The following is a 20,283-nucleotide window of genomic DNA, read 5'->3' as shown; positions in this document are numbered from 1 at the left end:
CCAACCCCGCCTTGCCCTAGCCCTGTGCGCCGATAACGAAAGCGCACGCCGCGGGCTCCGTACCGCTTGCGCGCGAGTGGGAGCAAGGATCGATGGCGCTCGACGCCGACACCTTCGATGCGCTGATCGACGCCGTGCGCCGCTTCGTCGCAGAGCGGCTGCGCCCGCTGGAGGCGACGGTCGAGGCGGACGACGCGATCCCCGCCGACATCGTCGCCGAGATGCGCGAGATGGGACTGTTCGGCCTGTCGATCGCGCCCGAATTTGGCGGCCTGGGGCTGTCGATGGCCGAGGAAGTGCGCGTCGCGATGGAGACGGGGCGGACCACGCCCGCCTTCCGCTCGGCGTTCGGGACCAATGTCGGGATCGGCAGCCAGGGCCTCGTCATCGCCGGTACGCCTGAACAGAAAGCCGAGTGGCTGCCGCGCATCGCCAGCGGCGAGATCGTCACCAGCTTCGCCCTGACCGAACCCGATGTCGGCAGCGATTCGGGCAGCGTCCGGACCCGCGCTACCCGCGAAGGCGACACGTACCGGCTGTCCGGCACCAAGCGCTACATCACCAATGCCGACAAGGCCGACCTGTTCACGGTGATGGCACGCACCGGCGAGGAGGCGGGCGGGCGCGGGGTCAGCGCCTTCCTCGTGCCCCGCGACCTGCCCGGCATCCGCGTCGGCGCACCCGAAAAGAAGATGGGCCAGCGCGGCGCGCATGTCTGCGACGTGCATTTCGACGACGTCCCCGTCCCCGCCGCAAACCGGCTGGGCGAGGAGGGCGAAGGCTTTCGCATCGCGATGAAGGTGCTCGACCGCGGGCGGCTTCACATCGCGGCGGTCTGCGTCGGCGTGGCCGAGCGGCTGATCGCCGACACCGTCGCCTATGCCGCCGAACGTCGCCAGTTCGGAAAAGCCATCGCCGAGCATCAGCTCATCCAGGCGATGATCGCCGATTCCAAGACCGAGGCGCTCGCCGCGCGCGCGCTCGTCCTCGAAACCGCCGCTGCCAAGGACCGCGGCGACGACGTCGTCCTCGAAAGCGCCGCCGCCAAGCTGTTCGCCAGCGAGATGGTCGGCCGCGTCGCCGACCGCGCGGTGCAGGTGCATGGCGGCGCGGGCTATATCGCCGATTACGGCATCGAGCGGCTGTACCGCGACGTCCGCCTGTTCCGCATCTATGAGGGGACAAGCCAGATCCAGCAGCTCATCATCGCGCGCGAGACGATGAAGCGAGGGGGATGATGCCGATGAAATCCTGTCTGGTCGCGGTGGCGGCCCTGATCCTGCCGGCGACCGCGATGGCGCAGACACCCGCGCCGCGGTCGTTCGCTGCGCGCGGCGATCATGTCGCGCTCGCCGTCACCGACCTCGACAAGAGCGCCGAGTTCTACAAGCGCGTGTTCGGGTTCGCCGAGCTCAGGGCGCCGGTCGTCAATCGCCGGTGGCTGGACCTGGGCGGCGGGTTCGCGCTGCACCTGATCCCCGAGAAGACCGCGCCGGTCGGGGTCGACCGCGCCAACCACATCGCGTTTGCAGTCGGGGACTTCGACGCGTTCGTCGCCAACCTGGCGGCGCTCGGCATCCCCTTCACAGATTTCCAGGATCGCCCCTCGACGATCCAGCGGCTGCGCACCGACGGCGTGCGCCAGCTCTATATCCGCGATCCGGACGGGCACCGGATCGAGGTCAACGACGCCGCGCGCGTGGCGCGCTGAACCCTCCGAGAAGGACTCCATCGATGGACACGAGCACCCTGTTTCGCCTGGACGGCCGCGTCGCGCTGGTGACGGGCGGCAGTCGCGGCATCGGGCGGATGATCGCGACCGGGTTCGCCGGGATGGGCGCGCGCGTCTATGTCAGCTCGCGCAAGGCCGACGCGTGCGAGGCGACCGCGACAGAGATCGGCGCGAACGCCGTGGCGCTTCCTGCCGACGTGTCGACGGTCGAGGGTTGCCGCGCGCTCGCCGCCGAGCTTCAGGAACGCGAAGGTGCGCTCGACATCCTCGTCAACAATGCCGGCGCTGCCTGGGGCGAACGGTTCGACAGCTTCCCGGAGGCGGGTTGGGACAAGGTCATGGACCTCAACGTCAAGTCGCCCTTCTTCCTCACCCAGGCGCTGCACCCGCTGCTCAAAGCGAAAGCGAGTGCCGAGCGTCCGGGCAAGGTCATCAACATCACCTCGATCGACGGCCTGCGGCTCAATGCGTGGGAAACCTACAGCTATCAGGCGTCGAAGGCGGCGCTGATCCACCTGACACGACGCATGGCCGCGCGGCTGATCCGCGATCACGTCAACGTCACCTCGATCGCGCCCGGCGCCTTTGCCAGCGACATGAACAAGGCGGCGCGCGACCATGGCGACAGCGTGGCCAAGGCAATCCCCGCGGGCCGCATCGGTGCGGCCGAGGACATGGCGGCGGCGGCGATCTATCTCGCCTCTCGCGCGGGCGACTATGTGGTGGGGGAGACGATCACCGTCGACGGCGGGCTCGTCAACGCCGCGGTCGGCGCGAGCATCGACGGCTGAGATCAGACCGCCGCGGCGTAGTTGGCGATCGCCTCGGCCGCGCGCAGCGACAGCGCGGCGAGCGCGAAGCTGCCGAGAACCAGGACGATGAAAAACCCGCGTGATCGGGCGCGGGCGATGGGGTGGAACCGCATCACGAACCTCCTCTGCGACGCCGGTCATAGCAGGCCCAAGCTAACGCCCGATGAACCGCCCCTATCGGGCGCCGAAAAGTCGCGCTAACCACGGCACGATGACCACCGCCAAGATCTGCGGCCTTTCGACGCCCGAGACGCTCGACGCCGCGATCGGCGGCGGGGCGAGCCATGTCGGCTTCGTGTTCTTCGCCCCCTCGCCCCGGAACCTGTCGTTCGATCGCGCCGCGGAGTTCGCGGCGCGATCGAACGACCGGGTCGGCCGGGTCGGCGTGTTCGTGAACCCCGACGATGCGCTGCTGACCCAGGCGATCGCGGCGGGACGCCTCGACACGCTCCAGCTCCACAAGACCGCGCCCGAGCGCGTCGCCGCGATCAAGGCGCGCACCCGCCTCTCGATCTGGGCCGCCGTGCCGGTTCGCACGCGTGCCGACCTCGACGCCGCCCGCCCGCTCGCCGGCCTGGCCGACCGCATCCTCTACGACGCCAAAACGCCGGAGGGGGCGGCGCTGCCAGGCGGCATGGGCCTTCGTTTCGACTGGTCGCTGCTGAGCGGTTTCGTGCATCCGGCGCCGTGGGCGCTGTCGGGGGGGCTCGATCCCGACAATGTCGGCGAGGCGATCGCGCGGACCCGCGCGCCGATCGTCGACGTCTCCTCCGGCGTCGAGCGTGCGCCCGGGGTGAAGGACGCCGCCCGCATCCGCGCCTTCCTCGCCGCGGTGGCCGCCGCCTGACCCTTTCCCTAGGCCGCACGCGTCGCTAAGTGGCGGCGATGAACGCTCCCAACAGCCTGCGCCAGCAACCCGACGAGCGCGGCCATTTCGGCGTATTCGGCGGCCGCTATGTCGCCGAGACGCTGATGCCGCTGATCCTGGAGCTCGAGCGCGAGTATCGCGCGGCCAAGGCCGATCCCGCCTTTGCCGCGCAGTTCGACGACCTGCTCGAACATTATGTCGGCAGGCCAAGCCCGCTTTACTATGCCGAGCGGCTGACCGAGGCGCTTCGCGAGAGCGCGGAGCCCGGCATGGGCGCGGAAGTGTGGTTCAAGCGCGACGAGCTCAATCACACCGGCGCGCACAAGATCAACAATTGCGTCGGCCAGATCCTGCTGGCGATGCGGATGGGCAAGACGCGGATTATTGCGGAGACGGGCGCGGGCCAGCACGGCGTGGCGACCGCCACCGTCTGCGCGCGCTTCGGCCTGCCCTGCACGATCTTCATGGGCGCGACCGACGTGGCGCGCCAGCAGCCCAATGTGTTCCGCATGAAGCTGCTCGGTGCCGAGGTGCGGCCCGTGACCGCGGGCGCCGCGACACTCAAGGACGCGATGAACGAGGCGCTGCGCGACTGGGTCGCGAACGTCCACGACACCTTCTACATCATCGGCACCGCCGCCGGGCCGCATCCCTATCCGGAGCTCGTCCGCGACTTCCAGTCGGTGATCGGGAGCGAGGCGCGCGCGCAGATGCTGGCGCGCACCGGTCGCCTGCCCGACCTGCTCGTCGCGGCGATCGGTGGCGGGTCGAACGCGATCGGGCTGTTCCATCCCTTCCTCGACGACGAGGTCGCGATGCTGGGCGTCGAGGCAGCGGGACACGGCCTGGACAAGCAGCATGCCGCCAGCCTGGCGGGCGGCGCACCGGGCGTGCTCCACGGCAACAAGACCTATCTGCTGCAGGACGAGGACGGCCAGATCGCCGAGGCGCACTCGATCTCCGCGGGCCTCGACTATCCCGGCATCGGCCCAGAGCATGCGTGGCTGAAGGAAATCGGCCGCGTCGAATACACGTCGATCACCGACACGGAGGCGCTGGACGCGTTCCAGCTGCTCTGCCGCACCGAGGGCATCATCCCCGCCCTCGAGCCCAGCCACGCCATCGCCGCCGTTGCCAAGCGTGCCCGCGAGATGCGGCGGGACAAGGTGATCCTGGCAAACCTGTGCGGCCGGGGCGACAAGGACATCTTCACCGTCGCCGACGCGCTGGGGGTGGCGATCTAAAAGAGCCCTCTCCCCTTCAGGGGAGAGGGTTGGGAGAGGGGCATGCGCGACGCCGAATTGATCCACCACGCGAAGTCGATGCGCCGCCGAGCAACCGAACCTGAACAGCGCCTCTGGCTCGCCTTACGTGGCAAGCGCTTCGATGGCGTGAAGTTTCGTCGGCAGAAGGTGGTCGGTACTTACATCGTCGACTTCGCCGCCCGCGATCCCATGATCGTTGTCGAACTGGACGGGGATAGCCATGCCGGGCAGATCGACTATGACGAGCGCCGAACCCGTTTTCTAGAAGAACAAGGTTATCGAGTGATCCGTTTCACCAACAAGGACGTGATGACGAACCTGGAGGGCGTTCTGGCGGCCATCGCCGTGACACTTGCCCCTCTCCCAACCCTCTCCCCTGAAGGGGAGAGGGCTATATGACCCGCCTCGCCTCCGCCTTTGCCCAGGATCATCCCGCGCTGGTCGCGTTCGTGACCGCTGGCGACCCCACCGCTGCCGCGACCCCGGCGATCCTCGACGCGCTGGTCGCGGGCGGGGCCGACGTGATCGAGCTCGGCATGCCGTTCACCGACCCGATGGCGGACGGCCCGGCGATCCAGGCGGCGAACATCCGCAGCCTGGCCGCGGGCACGACCACAGCCGACATCCTGTCGCTCGCCACCGGCTTTCGCGCGCGGCACCCGGACGTGCCGCTGGTCCTGATGGGCTACGCCAACCCGATGCTCCGCCGCGGGCCCGAGTGGTTCGCGAACGCCGCCGCCAAGGCGGGCGTCGACGGCGTGATCTGTGTCGACGTGCCGCCCGAGGAAGACGATGCGCTCGGCCCGGCGCTGCGCAGCGCCGGCCTCGACCTGATCCGCCTCGCCACGCCGACCACCGACGTCGCGCGGCTCCCGGCGGTGCTCGATGGCGCGTCGGGCTTTGTCTATTACGTCTCGGTCGCGGGCATCACCGGGCTGCAACAGGCGGCGCAGGCGTCGATCGAGGACGCGGTCGGGCGATTGAAGGCGGCGACCGACGTGCCGATTGCGGTCGGCTTCGGCGTCCGCACCCCCGACCAGGCCGCGGCGATCGCCCGCGTCGCCGACGGCGTCGTCGTCGGCTCGGCGATCGTCGAGATCGTGGCGGCGCATGGCGCCGCCGCAGCGCCCCACGTCGCCGACTATGTGCGCTCGTTGAAGAGCGCGATCGAAACCACCAGGATTCCCGCATGAGCTGGCTCAACCGCGTTCGCAACGCGCTCGCCTCGGTCGTCACGGCCAAGGAGACCCCCGACAATCTCTGGCACAAGTGCAAGGGATGTGGGCAGATGATCTTCACCAAGGAATATGAGGAGAACCTCTACGTCTGTCCGCTGTGCGACCATCATGGTCGCATCGGGCCGAAGCAGCGGTTCGAGCAATTGTTCGACGAGGGCACGTGCAAGGCGCTTCCCTCGCCCCGCGTCGCCGACGATCCGCTCAAGTTCCGCGATTCCAAGCCCTATGCCGCGCGGCTGAAGGCGGCGCGGACCGACACCGGCGACCAGGACGCGTTCGTGTCCGCGCGCGGATCGATCGAGGGGCGCCGGGCCGTCGTCGGCGTCCAGAACTTCGCCTTCATGGGCGGGTCGATGGGCCAGGCGGTGGGCGAAGGCTTCATCGCCGGGGTCGAGGCGGCGATCGCGGCGCGCGCACCCTTCATCATCTTCACCGCGTCGGGCGGCGCGCGGATGCAGGAGGGCATCCTCAGCCTGATGCAGATGCCGCGGACCACGGTGGCGATCGAGATGCTGCACGATGCCGGTCTGCCCTACATCGTCGTGCTGACCGATCCGACCTCGGGCGGGGTGATGGCGGCCTATGCGATGCTGGGCGACGTCCAGATCGCCGAACCCAAGGCGACGCTCGCCTTTACCGGTCGCCGCGTGATCGAGCAGACGATCCGGGAGAAGCTGCCCGAGAACTTCCAGACCAGCGAATATTATCGCGATCACGGCCTGATCGACATGGTGGTCGAGCGGCGCGAGCTGCGCGCGACGCTGGCGCGGCTGATCGACTATCTGGCGCACGACCGGGCAGCGGCTTGAAGCTCGTCCTGCTGCACGGCCCGCCGGCCAGCGGCAAGCTGACGATCGCACGGATCGTCGGAGAGCGGACCGGGTTCGCGCTGTTCCACAACCATCTCGTCGTCGACGCGGTGGCGGCGCTGTTCCCGTTCGGCAGCGAGCCGTTCGTCCGGCTGCGAGAGGCGATGTGGATGACGCTGCTGGGCGAAGCGGCGGCAGCGGATCGCGACACGATCTTCACCTATGCGCCCGAAGCTTCGGTGACGCCTGGCTTCATCGAGAGCCTGGTCGAAACGGTACGGTCGCGCGGCGGCGGGGTGCTGGCGGTCGCGCTTACGATCAACGATGCGGAGCAGGAACGCCGCCTGGTGGCGACGGACCGGGCGCGCTTCGGCAAGCTGACCGATTCCGCGCTGCTGCGTGAACTGCGTCCGAGCATGACGGCCCGTACCGCCGCGATGCCGCCCTCGAACTTGACTATCGATACCACCGCGATCGCGCCCGTCGACGCCGCGGCGTGCATCGTCGAGGCGCTGGGCTGATGGCCGATCACGCCCGTTCCGACGATCCGTTCGTGCAGGGGCAGTTCGAGCGGCTGAACGCGCTCGGGCCCGGCGCCGATACGCTGGGGCTCGACCGCATCACCCGGCTGCTCGACCGGGTCGGCGATCCGCATCTGTCGCTGCCGCCGGTATTCCACGTTGCCGGGACCAACGGCAAGGGATCGACCTGCGCGTTCCTGCGTGGGAGCCTGGAGGCGTCGGGGTACCGCGTCCACGCCTATACCAGCCCGCACCTCGTCCGCTTCAACGAGCGGATCCGCGTGGCGGGGACGTTGATCGACGACCGGAGCCTGGCGGCGCTGCTCTGCGAAGTCCTCGATGCCGGCGGCGATATCGGCGCCAGCTTCTTCGAGGTGACGACCGCCGCCGCGTTCCTGGCGTTCGCGCGCGAGCCTGCCGACGCCTGTGTGATCGAGGTTGGGCTTGGCGGGCGGCTGGACGCGACCAACGTCATCCCAGCCTCGCTCGTCGGCGGGATCGCGCGTCTGGGGCTCGACCACCAGGCGTTCCTGGGCGACACGATCGAGGCGATCGCGGGCGAGAAGGCCGGTATCGCGCGTCCGGGCATCCCGCTCTTCACACTCGACCAGCCGCAATCCTGTGCCGAGGTGATCGCGCGCACCGCGCAACTGGCGGGCGCGGTGCTCAAGCGGCGCGGGAACGAGTGGCACTCGCGGACCGAGGGCGAGCGGATCGAGCTGGAGGATGCGCGCGGGTCGCTGTCGCTGCCGCTGCCGGCGCTGGCGGGTGCCCACCAGCACGAGAATCTCGCGCTCGCCGCGGCGATGCTGCGCGCGCAGGACCGGTTGCCGGTGCCCGACGACGCGATCGTGGAGGCGGCGCGGAGCGTTCGCTGGCCGGCGCGGATGCAGCGGCTCGGCAGCGGGCCGCTGACCGACGGTGTCGCGGGCGACGTGTTCCTGGACGGCGCACACAACCGCAACGCCGCCGATGCCGCCGCGGCCTGGCTCGCCGCGCGCAAGGAGAAGCCGGCGCTGGTGCTGGGCGTGCTCGCCAACAAGGATGCGGACGGTATCTTCGACGCGCTCGCGCCGCATGTCGCGCTTGTCCGGACGGTGCCGGTCCCCTCGCATCCCCATCACGCGCCGGCGATGCTGGCGAGGCTCGCCGCGACGCATGACCTCCCTGCCGAGTCGGCGGTCGATGTCCCCGCGGCGCTTGCCAGCCTGAGCGCGTCCGGGTGGCGCGGGGACGTGCTGATCCTCGGCTCGCTCTACCTTGCCGGCCAGGTGCTCGCTCTGAACGACGAAGCGCCGACGTGACGAGTTATTGATATTGACTTGCAATAACTGAGTGGCGACAAGGGTTGGGTCAGCGAAAGGACCCTGCCTTGACGCGCACGCTTGAGAGTTTCTCGTCGCCCCTGCCACACCTTCAGCCGGCCGATCCGGCCACGCGGCTGATCCTGTTCGGCGTTCGCCAGATGGGGGCGCAGGGGTTGTACGACGCCGCCGCCGCCAACGCCTTCCTGACCGCATTCGGGATCGATTTTCGCCGGCCGCTGATGCTGCTGCGCGTGCTGATGCACGACATGTCGCTGCGGGCGGCGCGGCCGATCCAGATCGCGCCATGGTGCTGCCCGCGCATGACCAATGCCGAGGCGATACTGATCGAGGCGATGCGCGGGATCGGCGAGAATCCTGTGCGATCGGCGCTGCTGCTCGCCGACCTGATCGGGGTGCGGCAGGCCGACGACCTTGCCTGCACGCTGGCGGGCGTGGTCGGCGCGTTCGCCGACCTGGGTCTGCCGGTCAGACGGGACTGATCGCCGGCTCCTCCGCCTTGACCGGCCCCCGCGCCGCGCCGCGCCACCATTCGGCGAGCACCAGCAGCACGGCGATCCCGCCCAGCCCCGCGGTCACGAAGAAGACGTTGGCATAGCCATAGACGTCGATCGCCTCCCCCGTCGCCGCGCGTCCCAGCGCGCCGACCAGGAACGTCATCGAGGAGAGCAGCGCGTACTGGACCGCGCTGTATTCGCGCGCGGTGATCGAGGAGATGTAGGCGACGAAAGCCGTGCCGGCGAGGCCGCCGGCGATGTTCTCTCCGCAGATCGCGATCAGCAGGCGCATCAACCGCGGATCGACGCCGATGCTGTCCAGCCCGACCAGCCGCGCGAACCCGTCGATCCCGGCGCCGCCCAGCGCCATGTCGGCATAGAGCAGGTTGGACAGCGCCGCGACCACGCCGCCCGCGACCAGCGTCGGCATCCGCCCCCAGGTCGCGAGCAGGAACCCGCCGATCGCCACGCCGCCGATCGTCATCCACACGCCGAACAGCTTGGACGCGAACGCCACTTCGTCGTTCGAATAGCCGAGGAAGTCGAGATAGAAGGGAAAGGCGAACGGCGCCCAGATCGAATCGGCGATGCGATAGAGGAGGATCACCGCGAGCACGAGGATCGCGCCCCATTTCAGGCGATCGACGATCTCCGCCAGCGGCAGGATCAGCGCGCGATAGCTGTGGTCGGCGGCGGCGCGAAGGCCGCCCATCGCCTCGCCCCCGCCCTCATGCTGCGGCAGACGGCGGGTCCAGCCGGCGATCAGCGCCGGGATGATGACGGTCGCGACGATGATCCACGGCCCCGTCATCCGCGTGAAGTCGCTGGCCGAGGGGCCCGGCACGCCCGGTACCGGCGGCTGGAGCGCCGAGACCATGAACGCGCCCAGCGTCACGATCGCCCAGCCCCAGCAGATCGCCACCACCGCCAGCGCGATGCGGCGCTTGGCGCGCTCGGGTACTGCATGCCCCGCGAGCGGCCGGGCGGCATCGGCCGCATCGAGCTTTGCCTCGGGCAGGAAGATCGTCACCGCGACCGCGAGCAGCATGACGAAGCCGAAGCCGACATAGACGCTCGGCCAGTCGAGCCGCGCGGCGAGTACGAGCGCCAGCGCCCCGCCCGCCAGCGCCGCCAGCCGGTTACCGAGCTGATAGACCGCCGACAGGAACTCGACCGTCGCTTCCTCGTCGGCGATCTCGATCCGCCAGGCGTCGATCACGACGTCCTGCGTCGCCGACAGGAAGGCGGCGACCACCGCGATGCCGGCGAACGCCCCGATCGCGGTCAGCGGATCGATCGCGGCCAGGCCCCACAGCGCCGCGGCGAGCAGCGCCTGGCACAGCACCAGCCACGACCGTCGCCGCCCCAAGCGGCCGATGACGGGCAACCGCAGCCGGTCGACCAGTGGCGACCACAGGAACTTGAACGCATAGGCAAGGCCGATCCACGACAGCACGCCGATCGTCGCCAGGCTGACCTTGAGCTCGCCCAACCACGCATTCAGCGTGCCGATCAGCAGCGTGAACGGCAGCCCGGAGGCGAACCCCAGGATCAGCATCGCCGCCGTCTTGCGGTTGGTCAGCGCCGCCTTGAACAGCGCAAACCCCTTGAGCTTCCGATCCGTCACACGCCCACCCTTTACCTGAGGGCCGGCACCCTATCGTAACTTTCCGGCAAGCATAGTCCCAACCCCGTCAGTCATCCCAAGCTCGACCCGGGATCCCGCTTCTTTTCCGCCGCCAAGAGAAAGCGGGACCCCGGATCAAGTCCGGGGTGACGGTGGAGGAGCGCCGATATCGACTAACCCGACAGCAGCCCGTGCTTCCTCAGCGCATGCCGCAGCTGGTCGTAGGTGAGGCCCAGCGCCTCGGCGGTCGCGCGCTGGTTGTAACGGTGCTCGGCCATCGCGCGCGTCAGCAGGCGGCGCTCATAGGTCGTCACGCGCGTGCGGAAATCGCCCTCGATCGGCGGCTCCGACGGAGCAGTCCGCGCTGCCACGGCGTCCTCGCCCGCCGGCTCTTCCGTACCGGCGGCCACGAAGCCGCCGCTGCTGGCAGGCCGCCACGGCGAATCGAACGGATCGATCTGGATCATGTCGACCGGTCCTTCGCGCTCCCAGCGATAGACCGCGCGCTCGACGACGTTGCGCAGCTCGCGGACATTGCCCGGCCAGCGATGCGTCTCCAGCATCTCGGTCGCCTCCGGCCCGAACCCCGGCCAGCGGTCGCGGCCCAGCTCGGCGGCCATCCGCCGCCCGAAATGGTCGGCGAGGACGAGGATGTCGCCGCTGCGGACGCGGAGAGGCGGGAGAGTGACGACTTCGAAGCACAAGCGGTCGAGCAGGTCGGCGCGGAACGTTCCCTTGGCGACTCGGTCGGGCAGATGCTCGTTGGTGGCCGCGACGATGCGGACGTCGACGCGCAGCGGACGAGACGAGCCGATCCGCGTAATCTCGCCATATTCGACCGCGCGGAGCAGCCGGTCCTGCGCCGCCATCGACAACGTGCCGAGTTCGTCGAGGAAGAGGGTGCCGCCATCGGCCTCCTCGAACCGCCCCGCCCGCGCCTTGGCCGCGCCGGTGAACGCGCCCGCCTCGTGCCCGAACAGCTCGGCCTCGATCAGCGTCTCAGGCAGCGCGGCGCAGTTCATGATGACCAGCGGCTGCGTCCAGCGACCGGACAGGCGGTGGAGACGTTCGGCGACCAGTTCCTTGCCCGTCCCGCGCTCGCCGATGACGAGGACGGGACGGTCGAGCGCGGCGGCGCGGCTGGCACGCTCAAGGGCATCGAGAAAGGCCGTCGACTGGCCGATGACGGGGGCGGTTCGCTCCATGCACCGCATGATGGCGGATTACGCCAACCCTTCGCAACCGAATTCGGATCATTGATGAACAAGCCGTCAGAAACCCTCCGAAATCCGTCGCCGATGAAACTGGCACGGGCCGTGCAAAGTATGGTTCGACCACCGCAGAGTGGCAGTGAAAGTCACCAAGGTTCAGGGAGAACCCCCAATGTTTGCCAAGGCCAGCCAGAATGTTCGCCAACCCATCGCCACCTTCATCGGTGCCGTCGCCGCCTCAACCCTGGTCCTCGGGATCGCCGCCGCCCCGGCGCGCGCTGCCGGTGACGAGCGGAGCGATTGGGCGGCGCGCGTGAGCGGCTCGCTCCAGCACCAGATCCGCGAAATGCCGGCGGTCCCCGCCGCGGTGCGGGTCAACAAGGCGGCGATCGTCGGCGTGCATTTCGACAGCCAGGGCAAGCTCTTCGCCACCTCGCTCGACGTGCCGACCGGCAACCGCATCCTCGACAACGAGGCGCTGCGCGCGGTCAACGCGACGGCCTTTCCGCCCCTGCCCGCGTCGATGCGCGGCCGGAGCCGGATCGTCCCGGTCGAGGTGTTCTTCACCGCGTCGCAGGCGCATCGCTCGCGCCCCGACGTTCGCCGCACCGCGCTCGACCTCGGCCGCCGCGTGCATCAGGATCATGCAGAGGTTCCCGCCGCCCAGCCGATTGGCTGAGTGGCCACTGCCGGGGCGAGGCCCCCATCCTCGCCCCGGACTTTCCCGGATTTGACCAAGGAGTTTGATTAGATGGGCATTTTCTCCAGGACGCGGGACATCATCGCCGCCAATGTCACCGACTTGCTCGACAAGGCGGAAGACCCGGCGAAGATGATCCGCATGATCATCCTCGAGATGGAGGAAACGCTGGTCGAGGTCCGCGCGTCCGCCGCGCGCACCATCGCCGACCAGAAGGAAATGCGCCGGCACATCGCCAAGCTGGACAAGATGCAGGAAAGCTGGACCGAAAAGGCCGAGCTTGCACTGTCCAAGGACCGCGAGGACCTGGCCAAGGCGGCCCTCGTCGAGCGCCAGAAGGCGACTGACATGGCCGACCAGCTCCAGGCCGAGATCACCGTGCTCGACGACGCGCTGAAGGCGTCGGAAGCCGACATCGCCAAGCTGCAGAACAAGCTGCGCGAGGCACGGGCGCGTCAGAACTCGATCACGACGCGGCTGGAAAGCGCCGAGAACCGCTATCGCCTGCGCGAGATGTATGCCGGCGAGCGTGTCGCCGACGCCTTCTCCCGCTTCGAGACGCTGGAGCGCCGGGTCGACATGGCCGAGGGCCGCGCCGATGCCGCGGGCATGAACGGGCCCAAGAGCCTGGAGGAAGAGATCGCCGAGCTGAAGTCGGCCGAGAAGGTCGATGCGGAGCTCGCCGCGCTCAAGGCCCGCCTCAACCGGGAGGGCTGATCGATGGAAGACGTTTTCCTGCCGATCATGATCTGCGGCATCCTGTTCGTGGGCATGCCCTGGATCATCCTCCACTACATGACGAAGTGGAAACAGGCGCCGACGATGACCGGCGAGGACGAGAAGCTGCTCGACGAGCTGCACCACCTCGCTCGCCGGCTGGACGAACGGCTCGAGACGATCGAGCGCATCGTCGCTGCCGACAATCCGGACTTCCGCCTTGAGGCCCCGCGTGGGCGCGACGAGGTGCGGTCCCAATACGAACCCCAGAGGAGGAACTAATGTCTGCCAGCCGCACCAAGCTCTATGTCGACAAGCAGAACGGCAAGTGGATGGGCGTCTGCGCCGGCATCGCGGACTATACCGGGGTGGACGTCATCTGGGTCCGGGTCGGTGCCGCGATGCTGACGATGCTGGGGGGCTTCCCCTGGACGCTGGTCGCGTATCTGATGATCGCCTGGATGGCGCCGGCCAAGCCTTATGGCCTGTACGAAAGCGCGGAGGACGAGAAGTTCTGGCAGCGCGTCCGGTCCAATCCCAAGCGCTCGACCGCCGAGGTTCGTTCGAAGTTCCGCGACATCGACCGCCGCCTCGCCGAGATCGAGAGCTTCTATGTGGGGCGCAACACCCGGCTTGCCGAAGAGATCGACCGGCTGCGCTAAGCGCCCCGGTCGGGGCCGAAGAGATCGACCGGCTGCGCTAAGGCGCGCCGGTCCAGTAAGGGAGAGCAGTCATGAGTTGGGGTGGACCCGGTTTCGTCCTTGCGATCATCGCCCTTTCGATGGGCGCCTGGGTCGCGACGACATGGATGCGCGTCAAGCACGGCTATCCGATCACCGACGACAACGGCACGACGATCCACAAGGGCTCCGGCCCGGACGCCGAGCGGAAGATCGAGCTCCTGACCACCGAGAACGAGCGGCTCGTCGGCCAGATCGGCCGGCTGGAGGAGCGGATCGCGGTGCTGGAGCGGATCGCCACCGATCCCGCCGAGCGGCTGGGCCGCGACATCGACGCGCTGCGCTGAAGGAAGGACAAGGCACATGGCCGAGAACGTCATCATCCCCAACCTGCCCTGGATCATCGCCTGCGGCATGAGCATCGGTGCGCTCGGCCTGATCGCCTGGATGTTCACCACCTGGCTGCGCGTCAAGAACGGCTATCCGCTCGACGGCGCCTGGGGCCAGGCGATCTATCCCAAGACCAACGACGAGGCGATGGAGCGCATCAAGCTCCTGAGCCAGGAGAACGCCCAGCTTCGCGCCGAGCTGGGCTCGATCAAGGACCGGCTCGCCAATGTCGAGCGGATCGTCACCGACAGCGCGCACAGCCTCGATCGAGAGATCGAGCAGCTGCGCGGCCGGTCGAACTGAGGAAGGAGCGGACCCATGGACTTCAACATGATCGCCTTCTTCATGATCGTCGTCGGCATCCCGGTCATCGCCGGCATTGGCAACGACATGTTCAAGCGCTGGCTTCGCCACAAGGAAGCCATGACGGGCGCGCTCAATGCGCAGACGGCCGAGAAGGCGGCGCAATATGCGGCGCAGGTCGAGCGGCTGGAGCAGCGCGTGCGGGTGCTGGAGCGGATCGTCACCGACAACGGCATCGGCGTCGCCGAAGAGATCGAGCGACTGCGCGACGCGCCGCTCAACTGAACCATAACGATAAGCGAGGGAGCAACATCATGGATCCGTTTTCGATGGTCGTCGGGATCGTCGCGGTCGTCACGATCGGCAAGATCGTCCAGGCCAAGGTGAAGGCTCAGGAGAGCCAGCCCGCCGCCGACCACCCCGACACGCTCCGGATGCGCGAGGAAGTCCGGACGCTGAAGGAGCGGGTGGCGGTTTTGGAACGCGTCATCACCGATACCGAGGACAGTGTCCGCCTCGACCGAGAGATCGCGCGGCTGCGCGACGACAACCGCGCCTGATGGCACCCGTGTTCAACCTGGGAGAAGCAGCGATGCAGGACCCCCAATTCTATCTGGTGATGGCTGCCGCGGCGCTGGTCGCGCTGGCGATGGTGACCGCGGGCATGCTGACCGCCTGGCGCGGCTGGCTCTCGCTCAAGCAGCAGCAGATGAGTCTGGCCGGCGGCATGACCGAAGCCGACCTCGCCCCCGCTCCTTCCGCCACGCAGCGGATCGAAATCGCCGACCTGAAGGAGCGGATCAAGAAGCTCGAGGCGATCGCGGCGGGCGTCGATCTCTGACCGACCACGCGCCGGCTCCCGCTTCCGCTCTCTGCCAGGGTGGAGAGCGGAAGCGGGAGCCCGGCTTTCCGTCTGGCTAACCGTCGCTCCGGAGCTTTTCCGGGACTACCGCACGGCCTGATCAGCCGCCGTCGGGTGGCTGCCAGACTGACCGGGCCGGATCAGGCCCGCGCGTCGGCGAGGCCCTCGCTGTTGTGGCGCAGCGCCTTTAGCACCGTATCGACGATGTGCGCGGCATTGAGGCCGGCTTCGTCATATTGCAGCTCGGGCTTGTCCTGGTCCTGGAAACGGTCGGGCAGGCGCATCGTGCGCAGCTTGAGCCCCGCATCGATCAGCCCCTGGTCGCTCGCCATCGTCAGAACGTGCGCGCCCAGGCCGCCGATCGCATTCTCCTCGATCGTCACCGCGACCTCGTGCGTCGCGAGCAGGCGGCGGATCAGCGTCTCATCGAGCGGCTTGGCGAAGCGGAGGTCGGCGATCGTCGTCGACAGCCCCTTGGCCTCCAGCGCGTCGGCGGCCTTGATCGCCTCGCCCAGCCGCGTGCCGAGCGACAGGATCGCGACGGCCTTGCCCTCCCGCACCAGCCGGCCCTTGCCGATTTCCAGCTTCTCGGGAACCTCGGGCAGCGCGACACCGGTGCCGTTGCCGCGCGGATAGCGGACGGCGATCGGGCCCGTGTCATGCTCGGCCGCGGTATAGGTCATGTGAACGAGTTCAGCCTCGTCCGACGGCGCCATCACGACGAAATTGGGCAGCGACGCCAGATAGGTAACATCGAAGCTGCCCGCATGGGTTGCGCCGTCGGCACCGACCAGCCCCGCGCGGTCGATCGCGAAGCGGACCGGCAGGTTCTGGATCGCCACGTCATGCACAACCTGGTCATAGGCGCGCTGGAGGAAGGTCGAATAGATCGCGCAGAACGGCCGCATCCCCTGTGCGGCGAGGCCGGCGGCAAAGGTCACCGCATGCTGCTCGGCGATGCCGACGTCGAACGCACGGTCGGGATGCGCCTGAGCGAAACGGTCGACGCCCGTGCCCGACGGCATCGCTGCGGTGATCGCACAGATGCGGCTGTCGGTCTCGGCCAGCTTGGCGAGCGCGTCGCCGAACACGTTCTGATAGGAGGGCGGCCCCGGCGGCGCCTTGGCCTGTGCGCCGGTGATGACGTCGAACTTCTGGACGCCGTGATACTTGTCGGCCGCCTTCTCGGCGGGGGCATAGCCCTTGCCCTTCTTGGTCACGACATGGACCAGGATCGGGCCCTCTTCCGCATCGCGCACATTCTCGAGCACCGGGATCAGGTGGTCGAGATTGTGACCGTCGATCGGGCCGACATAATAGAAGCCCAGTTCCTCGAACAACGTGCCGCCCATCGTCATGCCGCGGGCGAACTCGTCGGTCTTCTTGGCGGCGCTGTGGATCGGGCGCGGCAGCTTGCGCGCGAACTTCTTCAGCGTTTCGCGCAGGCCCAGGAACTCGCGGCTCGACACGATGCGGCTGAGATAGGCCGAAAGGCCACCCACCGGCGGCGCGATCGACATGTCGTTGTCGTTGAGGATGACGACCAGCCGGTTGCCCGCCTGCTCGGCATTGTTCATCGCCTCGTACGCCATGCCCGCCGACATCGCGCCGTCGCCGATCACGGCGATGCCCTTGCCCGGCGAACCGGTCAGCTTGTTGGCGACCGCAAAGCCCAGCGCCGCCGAGATCGAGGTCGAGCTGTGCGCCGCGCCGAACGGGTCGTATTCGCTCTCGGTCCGCTTGGTGAAGCCCGACAGCCCGCCGCCGGTGCGCAGCGTGCGGATGCGCTCACGCCGCCCGGTCAGGATCTTGTGCGGATAGCATTGGTGGCCGACGTCCCAGACCAGGCGGTCGCGTGGCGTGTCGAACACATAATGGATCGCGACGGTCAGCTCGACGACGCCCAGGCCGGAGCCCAGATGGCCCCCGGTATGCCCGACGGCAGAGATCGTCTCGGCGCGAAGCTCGTCGGCAAGCTGGCGAAGCTGGGCAGGCTTGAGCGCGCGGAGCTCTGCGGGCGTGGGCACAGTGTCGAGCAGCGGCGTGTCGGGCGATTGTGACATTATCGCGGCTTAACGTATCGGTCCGTGGCTGTCGATTGTCGCTGAGCCCTGCTTTGGACCGTGAAGGTCAGTCGGCGGCGGCGCAATCGGCGCACAGCCCGCGCACCTCGACGATCGGCTGGCGCGCGACGAAACCACGCTCGCCCGCGACCGCGCGCACCATCGACGTCACCTCGTCCGCGTCCAGGTGCCGCGCCTCGCCGCAGCGATCGCAGACGAGGAAGATGCAGTCGTGGAGGCAGCCGGGATGGGTGTTCGCGACATAGGCGTTGGCGCTCTCGACCCGGCGGGCGAGGTCGGCGGCGACGAACAGGTCGAGGATGCGATAGACGCTGTTGGCGGCGACACGGCGGCCGACTTCCTGCGACACCGCCTCCGCGATGTCATAGGCGCTGGCCGGCTTCTCGAAGCGCGCGAGCACCTCGAACACGCTCGCGCGCATCGGCGTCCATTGTTCGCCCTTTTCCTCGAGCGTGGTGCGCGCGGCGGCAGTCAGCGAATCGCCGCGATCGTCATGATGTCGGTGGAGTGCCGCAGCGTCAGCCATGATCTAGATTTAGTTGGCCAACGGCCCCCGGGCAAGGTTCAGCGGCGCGCAGCGCGCTGGTTCAGGACGTGGCCGATCGCCAGCAGCGTCACGCCGGCGACGGTGGCGCCCACCTCGCCCGGCCCATGCGGCAGCAGGATGTCGAGCGCCATCAGGAACAGGCCCGACGCGCCGATTACCAGCGGGAGGCGGCGGCCATGCTCGCGCACGCCCCGCCCCAGCGCGACCGCGCCGAGCACCACGGCGATGCCGAGGCCGATCTCGTGGATGCGATCGTCGAGCAGCGGTCCGGCAAACGACGCGAACAGCGCGAGGATGACCGCGCTCGCCAGGCAATGCGCGAGGCACAGGGCCGACAACGCGATCGCGATCCGGTCGAGCCGATTGCGCGGGGCGCGTTGCGAGGCAGCTTCCGAGATCACGAGCGCCATCTAGGGCATCGTCGGTGAGGTTACAATATCACATGACGCTTTTTGCTGTGTGCCATCCGCTTATTTCCGGCGAAGGCCGGGGTCCAGGTGGGAAAGCTGAGGTCAGCCGCACGGCGCTTCGTCACGGGCGTTCCCCAACTGGACCCCGGCCTTTGCCGGGGAACAAGCGACCGTGCTCCCGCGGAGGCGGGAGCCCAGGGTCGCAAAGGCTGCGCCTCGTGGCTCTAGGCTCCCGCCTCCGCGGGAGCACAACACAAGGACACCCCAACAACACCCCGGTTGAACGCACCTCTCCGACACGGCATACGCGCCGCCATGGCCCGATCGCTCGCCGCCGCCCCCTCCCTTTCCGCTCGTGTCGCACAGCCGCGCGCGATCGCGACGTGGCTTTACGCCGTCGCCGTGCTGATCGTGCTGATGGTCGCAGTCGGCGGCATTACCCGGCTGACCGAGTCGGGCCTGTCGATCACCGAATGGAAGCCGGTGTCGGGCGCGATCCCGCCGCTTAACGCGGCCGACTGGCAGGCCGAGTTCGCCAAATATCAGGCGACGCCCGAGTATCGCCAGATCAACGCCGGCATGAGCCTGGCCGACTTCCAGTTCATCTATTTCTGGGAGTGGCTGCACCGGCTGCTCGGGCGCCTGATCGGCGTCGCGTTCGCACTGCCGCTCGCCTGGTTCTGGGTGTGCGGCCGGATCCCGACGGGCTATCACGGCCGGCTGGTCGCGCTGCTGGCGCTCGGCGCCGCGCAGGGGGCGGTCGGCTGGTGGATGGTCGCCTCCGGCCTCGTCGATCGGACGGACGTCAGCCACTATCGGCTCGCCGCGCATCTCTGCCTGGCACTCTTCATACTTGGCGGGCTCGTCTGGACCGCGCGCGATCTGACCGGGCTGGCGCGCAATCCATCGGCACGGCCGGCGCGGCTGACCCCGCTGGCGTTCGGCGCACTGGGCGTGCTGGCGATCCAGATCATGTTCGGCGCCTATGTGGCCGGGCTCAATGCCGGGCTCGTCACCGACGAATGGCCGCTGATGAACGGGCGCGTCGTGCCGCAGGCGAACTGGGCCGACGCGTTCGACGATCCGTTCGCGCTCCACTTCATCCATCGCTGGTGGGCGTTCGTTGCCTTTGCCGCGATGATGCTGCTCGCGCGCGCCGCCAAGCGGGCGGGTGATCGCGGGGCGAGCATCGCGATCCATGTCGCGGTCGGCATCCAGATCCTACTCGGCATCGCCACGGTAATGACCGGCGTCCGCTTCGAGCCGGCGCTCACCCACCAGATCGTCGGCGCGCTGCTGGTCGCGGCCGCGACCGCGGGCGCACATGCTACGGGACGCCGCGCGTGAGCGACATCGCCCTTCTGCAAGTCACCTTCGGCACCGCCGACGAGGCGGAGGCGGTCGCGCGCGTCGTGATCGAGGAGCGGCTGGCGGCCTGTGCCAACGTCATGGCCTCCTGCACCTCGATCTATCGCTGGCGCGACACCGTCGAGACCGAGGTCGAGACGCCCGTGCTGTTCAAGACGAGCATGGAACAGGCGCTGGCGCTGCGCGACCGCATCGTCGAACTCCACAGCTACGACCTGCCGATGATCGTGCTGTGGCCCGCCGCCGCGACCGAGGATGGCGCACGCTGGATCGGCGAGGCGCTGACGGGCTGAAAACGCGCTCGGTATTCTGATACC

At 68.6% G+C, this 20,283-nt stretch carries 28 protein-coding genes; 22 read left to right on the top strand and 6 right to left on the bottom strand.

Annotation, left to right across the window (positions count from 1 at the left end; all coding sequences use genetic code 11):
* The first annotated feature begins 92 nt into the window (after positions 1–92).
* The 3 genes from RS883_RS08170 to RS883_RS08160 are packed head-to-tail and all read left to right on the top strand — an operon-like array spanning position 93 to position 2,523.
* Positions 93–1,238 (top strand): acyl-CoA dehydrogenase family protein, encoded by a 1,146-nt coding sequence (locus RS883_RS08170; protein ID WP_315764741.1) that lies wholly within the window; start codon positions 93–95, stop codon positions 1,236–1,238.
* Positions 1,239–1,243: 5 nt separating this feature from the next.
* On the top strand, positions 1,244–1,711 hold the full coding sequence (locus tag RS883_RS08165) for a VOC family protein (RefSeq protein ID WP_315764739.1): 468 nt from the start codon (positions 1,244–1,246) through the stop codon (positions 1,709–1,711).
* A gap of 23 nt (positions 1,712–1,734) precedes the next feature.
* Positions 1,735–2,523: an SDR family oxidoreductase gene (locus RS883_RS08160; protein WP_315764736.1), complete on the top strand. Its 789-nt coding sequence runs from the start codon at positions 1,735–1,737 to the stop codon at positions 2,521–2,523.
* A gap of 2 nt (positions 2,524–2,525) precedes the next feature.
* Here the strand turns inward: RS883_RS08160 and RS883_RS08155 are convergent, their stop codons facing one another.
* Complete coding sequence (locus RS883_RS08155; protein WP_315764734.1) at positions 2,526–2,657, bottom strand: hypothetical protein; 132 nt, start codon at positions 2,655–2,657, stop codon at positions 2,526–2,528.
* Between the two features lie 98 nt (positions 2,658–2,755).
* Here RS883_RS08155 and RS883_RS08150 point away from each other — a divergent pair, with 98 nt between their 5' ends.
* The 8 genes from RS883_RS08150 to RS883_RS08115 all read left to right on the top strand — a co-directional run bounded on the left by RS883_RS08150 (position 2,756) and on the right by RS883_RS08115 (position 9,052).
* The gene (locus RS883_RS08150; RefSeq protein WP_315764731.1) at positions 2,756–3,391 is read left to right on the top strand and encodes a phosphoribosylanthranilate isomerase; all 636 of its coding nucleotides are present in this window, start codon (positions 2,756–2,758) and stop codon (positions 3,389–3,391) included.
* A 38-nt stretch (positions 3,392–3,429) separates the two neighbouring features.
* On the top strand, positions 3,430–4,656 hold the full coding sequence (gene trpB / locus RS883_RS08145; RefSeq protein WP_315764728.1) for a tryptophan synthase subunit beta: 1,227 nt from the start codon (positions 3,430–3,432) through the stop codon (positions 4,654–4,656).
* A gap of 42 nt (positions 4,657–4,698) precedes the next feature.
* A complete protein-coding gene (locus RS883_RS08140) occupies positions 4,699–5,076 on the top strand; it encodes an endonuclease domain-containing protein (RefSeq protein WP_315764725.1) in 378 nt (125 codons plus the stop codon).
* Positions 5,073–5,870 carry a tryptophan synthase subunit alpha gene (trpA, locus tag RS883_RS08135; RefSeq protein ID WP_315764723.1) on the top strand — a complete coding sequence of 266 codons (798 nt, stop codon included), beginning with the start codon at positions 5,073–5,075 and terminating at the stop codon, positions 5,868–5,870. Before RS883_RS08140 ends, trpA begins: the two co-directional genes overlap by 4 nt.
* Positions 5,867–6,724, top strand: coding sequence for an acetyl-CoA carboxylase, carboxyltransferase subunit beta (gene accD, locus RS883_RS08130; protein WP_315764720.1), 858 nt, complete (start codon positions 5,867–5,869; stop codon positions 6,722–6,724). Before trpA ends, accD begins: the two co-directional genes overlap by 4 nt.
* Positions 6,721–7,245: a shikimate kinase gene (locus RS883_RS08125; RefSeq protein ID WP_315764717.1), complete on the top strand. Its 525-nt coding sequence runs from the start codon at positions 6,721–6,723 to the stop codon at positions 7,243–7,245. Before accD ends, RS883_RS08125 begins: the two co-directional genes overlap by 4 nt.
* Positions 7,245–8,549 carry a folylpolyglutamate synthase/dihydrofolate synthase family protein gene (locus RS883_RS08120; protein WP_315764715.1) on the top strand — a complete coding sequence of 435 codons (1,305 nt, stop codon included), beginning with the start codon at positions 7,245–7,247 and terminating at the stop codon, positions 8,547–8,549. The genes RS883_RS08125 and RS883_RS08120 overlap by 1 nt, the downstream gene beginning before the upstream one ends.
* Positions 8,550–8,617: 68 nt before the next feature.
* Positions 8,618–9,052 (top strand): DUF6628 family protein, encoded by a 435-nt coding sequence (locus RS883_RS08115; protein ID WP_315764713.1) that lies wholly within the window; start codon positions 8,618–8,620, stop codon positions 9,050–9,052.
* Here the strand turns inward: RS883_RS08115 and RS883_RS08110 are convergent.
* Together RS883_RS08110 and pspF are read right to left on the bottom strand one after the other, a co-directional pair.
* Entirely contained in the window at positions 9,039–10,694 is a 1,656-nt protein-coding gene (locus tag RS883_RS08110) for an AmpG family muropeptide MFS transporter (protein WP_315764711.1), read from the bottom strand. The two genes, RS883_RS08115 and RS883_RS08110, sit on opposite strands and share 14 nt — an antisense overlap.
* Before the next feature lie 173 nt (positions 10,695–10,867).
* Positions 10,868–11,899, bottom strand: coding sequence for a phage shock protein operon transcriptional activator (pspF, locus tag RS883_RS08105; protein WP_315764709.1), 1,032 nt, complete (start codon positions 11,897–11,899; stop codon positions 10,868–10,870).
* A 178-nt stretch (positions 11,900–12,077) separates the two neighbouring features.
* Between pspF and RS883_RS08100 the strand changes: the two genes are divergently transcribed.
* The 9 genes from RS883_RS08100 (at position 12,078) to RS883_RS08060 (ending at position 15,536) form a co-directional block, all read left to right on the top strand.
* Entirely contained in the window at positions 12,078–12,584 is a 507-nt protein-coding gene (locus tag RS883_RS08100) for a TonB C-terminal domain-containing protein (protein WP_315764707.1), read from the top strand.
* Positions 12,585–12,656: 72 nt separating this feature from the next.
* Positions 12,657–13,322: a phage shock protein PspA gene (gene pspA, locus RS883_RS08095; RefSeq protein WP_315764705.1), complete on the top strand. Its 666-nt coding sequence runs from the start codon at positions 12,657–12,659 to the stop codon at positions 13,320–13,322.
* A gap of 3 nt (positions 13,323–13,325) precedes the next feature.
* Complete coding sequence (gene pspB / locus RS883_RS08090; protein WP_315764703.1) at positions 13,326–13,604, top strand: envelope stress response membrane protein PspB; 279 nt, start codon at positions 13,326–13,328, stop codon at positions 13,602–13,604.
* Positions 13,604–13,984, top strand: a complete 381-nt coding sequence (gene pspC / locus RS883_RS08085) for an envelope stress response membrane protein PspC (protein WP_315764701.1) — start codon at positions 13,604–13,606, stop codon at positions 13,982–13,984. Before pspB ends, pspC begins: the two co-directional genes overlap by 1 nt.
* A 71-nt stretch (positions 13,985–14,055) precedes the next feature.
* Positions 14,056–14,349 (top strand): hypothetical protein, encoded by a 294-nt coding sequence (locus RS883_RS08080; RefSeq protein ID WP_315764698.1) that lies wholly within the window; start codon positions 14,056–14,058, stop codon positions 14,347–14,349.
* Positions 14,350–14,365: 16 nt separating this feature from the next.
* Complete coding sequence (locus RS883_RS08075; protein ID WP_315764695.1) at positions 14,366–14,695, top strand: hypothetical protein; 330 nt, start codon at positions 14,366–14,368, stop codon at positions 14,693–14,695.
* 15 nt (positions 14,696–14,710) lie between these two features.
* Entirely contained in the window at positions 14,711–14,980 is a 270-nt protein-coding gene (locus tag RS883_RS08070; RefSeq protein WP_315764693.1) for a hypothetical protein, read from the top strand.
* A gap of 29 nt (positions 14,981–15,009) precedes the next feature.
* Complete coding sequence (locus RS883_RS08065; protein WP_315764690.1) at positions 15,010–15,255, top strand: hypothetical protein; 246 nt, start codon at positions 15,010–15,012, stop codon at positions 15,253–15,255.
* Between the two features lie 32 nt (positions 15,256–15,287).
* Positions 15,288–15,536 carry a hypothetical protein gene (locus tag RS883_RS08060; protein WP_315765030.1) on the top strand — a complete coding sequence of 83 codons (249 nt, stop codon included), beginning with the start codon at positions 15,288–15,290 and terminating at the stop codon, positions 15,534–15,536.
* Between the two features lie 161 nt (positions 15,537–15,697).
* Here the strand turns inward: RS883_RS08060 and dxs are convergent, their stop codons facing one another.
* The 3 genes from dxs to RS883_RS08045 form a co-directional block, all read right to left on the bottom strand.
* Positions 15,698–17,620, bottom strand: a complete 1,923-nt coding sequence (gene dxs / locus RS883_RS08055) for a 1-deoxy-D-xylulose-5-phosphate synthase (protein ID WP_315764688.1) — start codon at positions 17,618–17,620, stop codon at positions 15,698–15,700.
* 67 nt (positions 17,621–17,687) lie between these two features.
* Positions 17,688–18,167, bottom strand: a complete 480-nt coding sequence (locus RS883_RS08050; RefSeq protein WP_315764686.1) for a Fur family transcriptional regulator — start codon at positions 18,165–18,167, stop codon at positions 17,688–17,690.
* A gap of 38 nt (positions 18,168–18,205) precedes the next feature.
* Positions 18,206–18,598 carry a MerC domain-containing protein gene (locus RS883_RS08045; RefSeq protein WP_315764684.1) on the bottom strand — a complete coding sequence of 131 codons (393 nt, stop codon included), beginning with the start codon at positions 18,596–18,598 and terminating at the stop codon, positions 18,206–18,208.
* Positions 18,599–18,913: 315 nt separating this feature from the next.
* Here RS883_RS08045 and RS883_RS08040 point away from each other — a divergent pair, with 315 nt between their 5' ends.
* Together RS883_RS08040 and cutA are read left to right on the top strand one after the other, a co-directional pair.
* On the top strand, positions 18,914–19,945 hold the full coding sequence (locus tag RS883_RS08040; RefSeq protein WP_315764681.1) for a COX15/CtaA family protein: 1,032 nt from the start codon (positions 18,914–18,916) through the stop codon (positions 19,943–19,945).
* Positions 19,942–20,259 (top strand): divalent-cation tolerance protein CutA, encoded by a 318-nt coding sequence (gene cutA / locus RS883_RS08035; protein WP_315764678.1) that lies wholly within the window; start codon positions 19,942–19,944, stop codon positions 20,257–20,259. Before RS883_RS08040 ends, cutA begins: the two co-directional genes overlap by 4 nt.
* The last annotated feature ends 24 nt before the right edge of the window (positions 20,260–20,283 follow it).

Origin of the sequence: Sphingomonas sp. Y38-1Y (assembly GCF_032391395.1) — a bacterium.
Taxonomy (GTDB): domain Bacteria; phylum Pseudomonadota; class Alphaproteobacteria; order Sphingomonadales; family Sphingomonadaceae; genus Sphingomonas.
The sequence above is the reverse complement of the archived record's forward strand: the minus strand, read 5'-3'. Positions and strand labels throughout refer to the sequence as shown.

Coding starts and splice junctions, on each gene's coding strand:
- pspB (WP_315764703.1), top strand. CDS start 13,326: ATGGAAGACGTTTTCCTGCCGATCATGATCTGCGGCATCCTGTTCGTG.
- trpA (WP_315764723.1), top strand. CDS start 5,073: ATGACCCGCCTCGCCTCCGCCTTTGCCCAGGATCATCCCGCGCTGGTC.
- RS883_RS08150 (WP_315764731.1), top strand. CDS start 2,756: ATGACCACCGCCAAGATCTGCGGCCTTTCGACGCCCGAGACGCTCGAC.
- RS883_RS08160 (WP_315764736.1), top strand. CDS start 1,735: ATGGACACGAGCACCCTGTTTCGCCTGGACGGCCGCGTCGCGCTGGTG.
- trpB (WP_315764728.1), top strand. CDS start 3,430: ATGAACGCTCCCAACAGCCTGCGCCAGCAACCCGACGAGCGCGGCCAT.
- RS883_RS08165 (WP_315764739.1), top strand. CDS start 1,244: ATGAAATCCTGTCTGGTCGCGGTGGCGGCCCTGATCCTGCCGGCGACC.
- RS883_RS08140 (WP_315764725.1), top strand. CDS start 4,699: ATGCGCGACGCCGAATTGATCCACCACGCGAAGTCGATGCGCCGCCGA.
- RS883_RS08045 (WP_315764684.1), bottom strand. CDS start 18,598: ATGGCGCTCGTGATCTCGGAAGCTGCCTCGCAACGCGCCCCGCGCAAT.
- pspF (WP_315764709.1), bottom strand. CDS start 11,899: ATGGAGCGAACCGCCCCCGTCATCGGCCAGTCGACGGCCTTTCTCGAT.
- RS883_RS08155 (WP_315764734.1), bottom strand. CDS start 2,657: ATGCGGTTCCACCCCATCGCCCGCGCCCGATCACGCGGGTTTTTCATC.
- RS883_RS08080 (WP_315764698.1), top strand. CDS start 14,056: ATGAGTTGGGGTGGACCCGGTTTCGTCCTTGCGATCATCGCCCTTTCG.
- RS883_RS08075 (WP_315764695.1), top strand. CDS start 14,366: ATGGCCGAGAACGTCATCATCCCCAACCTGCCCTGGATCATCGCCTGC.
- RS883_RS08050 (WP_315764686.1), bottom strand. CDS start 18,167: ATGGCTGACGCTGCGGCACTCCACCGACATCATGACGATCGCGGCGAT.
- pspA (WP_315764705.1), top strand. CDS start 12,657: ATGGGCATTTTCTCCAGGACGCGGGACATCATCGCCGCCAATGTCACC.
- dxs (WP_315764688.1), bottom strand. CDS start 17,620: ATGTCACAATCGCCCGACACGCCGCTGCTCGACACTGTGCCCACGCCC.
- RS883_RS08170 (WP_315764741.1), top strand. CDS start 93: ATGGCGCTCGACGCCGACACCTTCGATGCGCTGATCGACGCCGTGCGC.
- RS883_RS08070 (WP_315764693.1), top strand. CDS start 14,711: ATGGACTTCAACATGATCGCCTTCTTCATGATCGTCGTCGGCATCCCG.
- RS883_RS08100 (WP_315764707.1), top strand. CDS start 12,078: ATGTTTGCCAAGGCCAGCCAGAATGTTCGCCAACCCATCGCCACCTTC.
- accD (WP_315764720.1), top strand. CDS start 5,867: ATGAGCTGGCTCAACCGCGTTCGCAACGCGCTCGCCTCGGTCGTCACG.
- pspC (WP_315764701.1), top strand. CDS start 13,604: ATGTCTGCCAGCCGCACCAAGCTCTATGTCGACAAGCAGAACGGCAAG.
- RS883_RS08060 (WP_315765030.1), top strand. CDS start 15,288: ATGCAGGACCCCCAATTCTATCTGGTGATGGCTGCCGCGGCGCTGGTC.
- RS883_RS08120 (WP_315764715.1), top strand. CDS start 7,245: ATGGCCGATCACGCCCGTTCCGACGATCCGTTCGTGCAGGGGCAGTTC.
- RS883_RS08040 (WP_315764681.1), top strand. CDS start 18,914: ATGGCCCGATCGCTCGCCGCCGCCCCCTCCCTTTCCGCTCGTGTCGCA.
- RS883_RS08065 (WP_315764690.1), top strand. CDS start 15,010: ATGGATCCGTTTTCGATGGTCGTCGGGATCGTCGCGGTCGTCACGATC.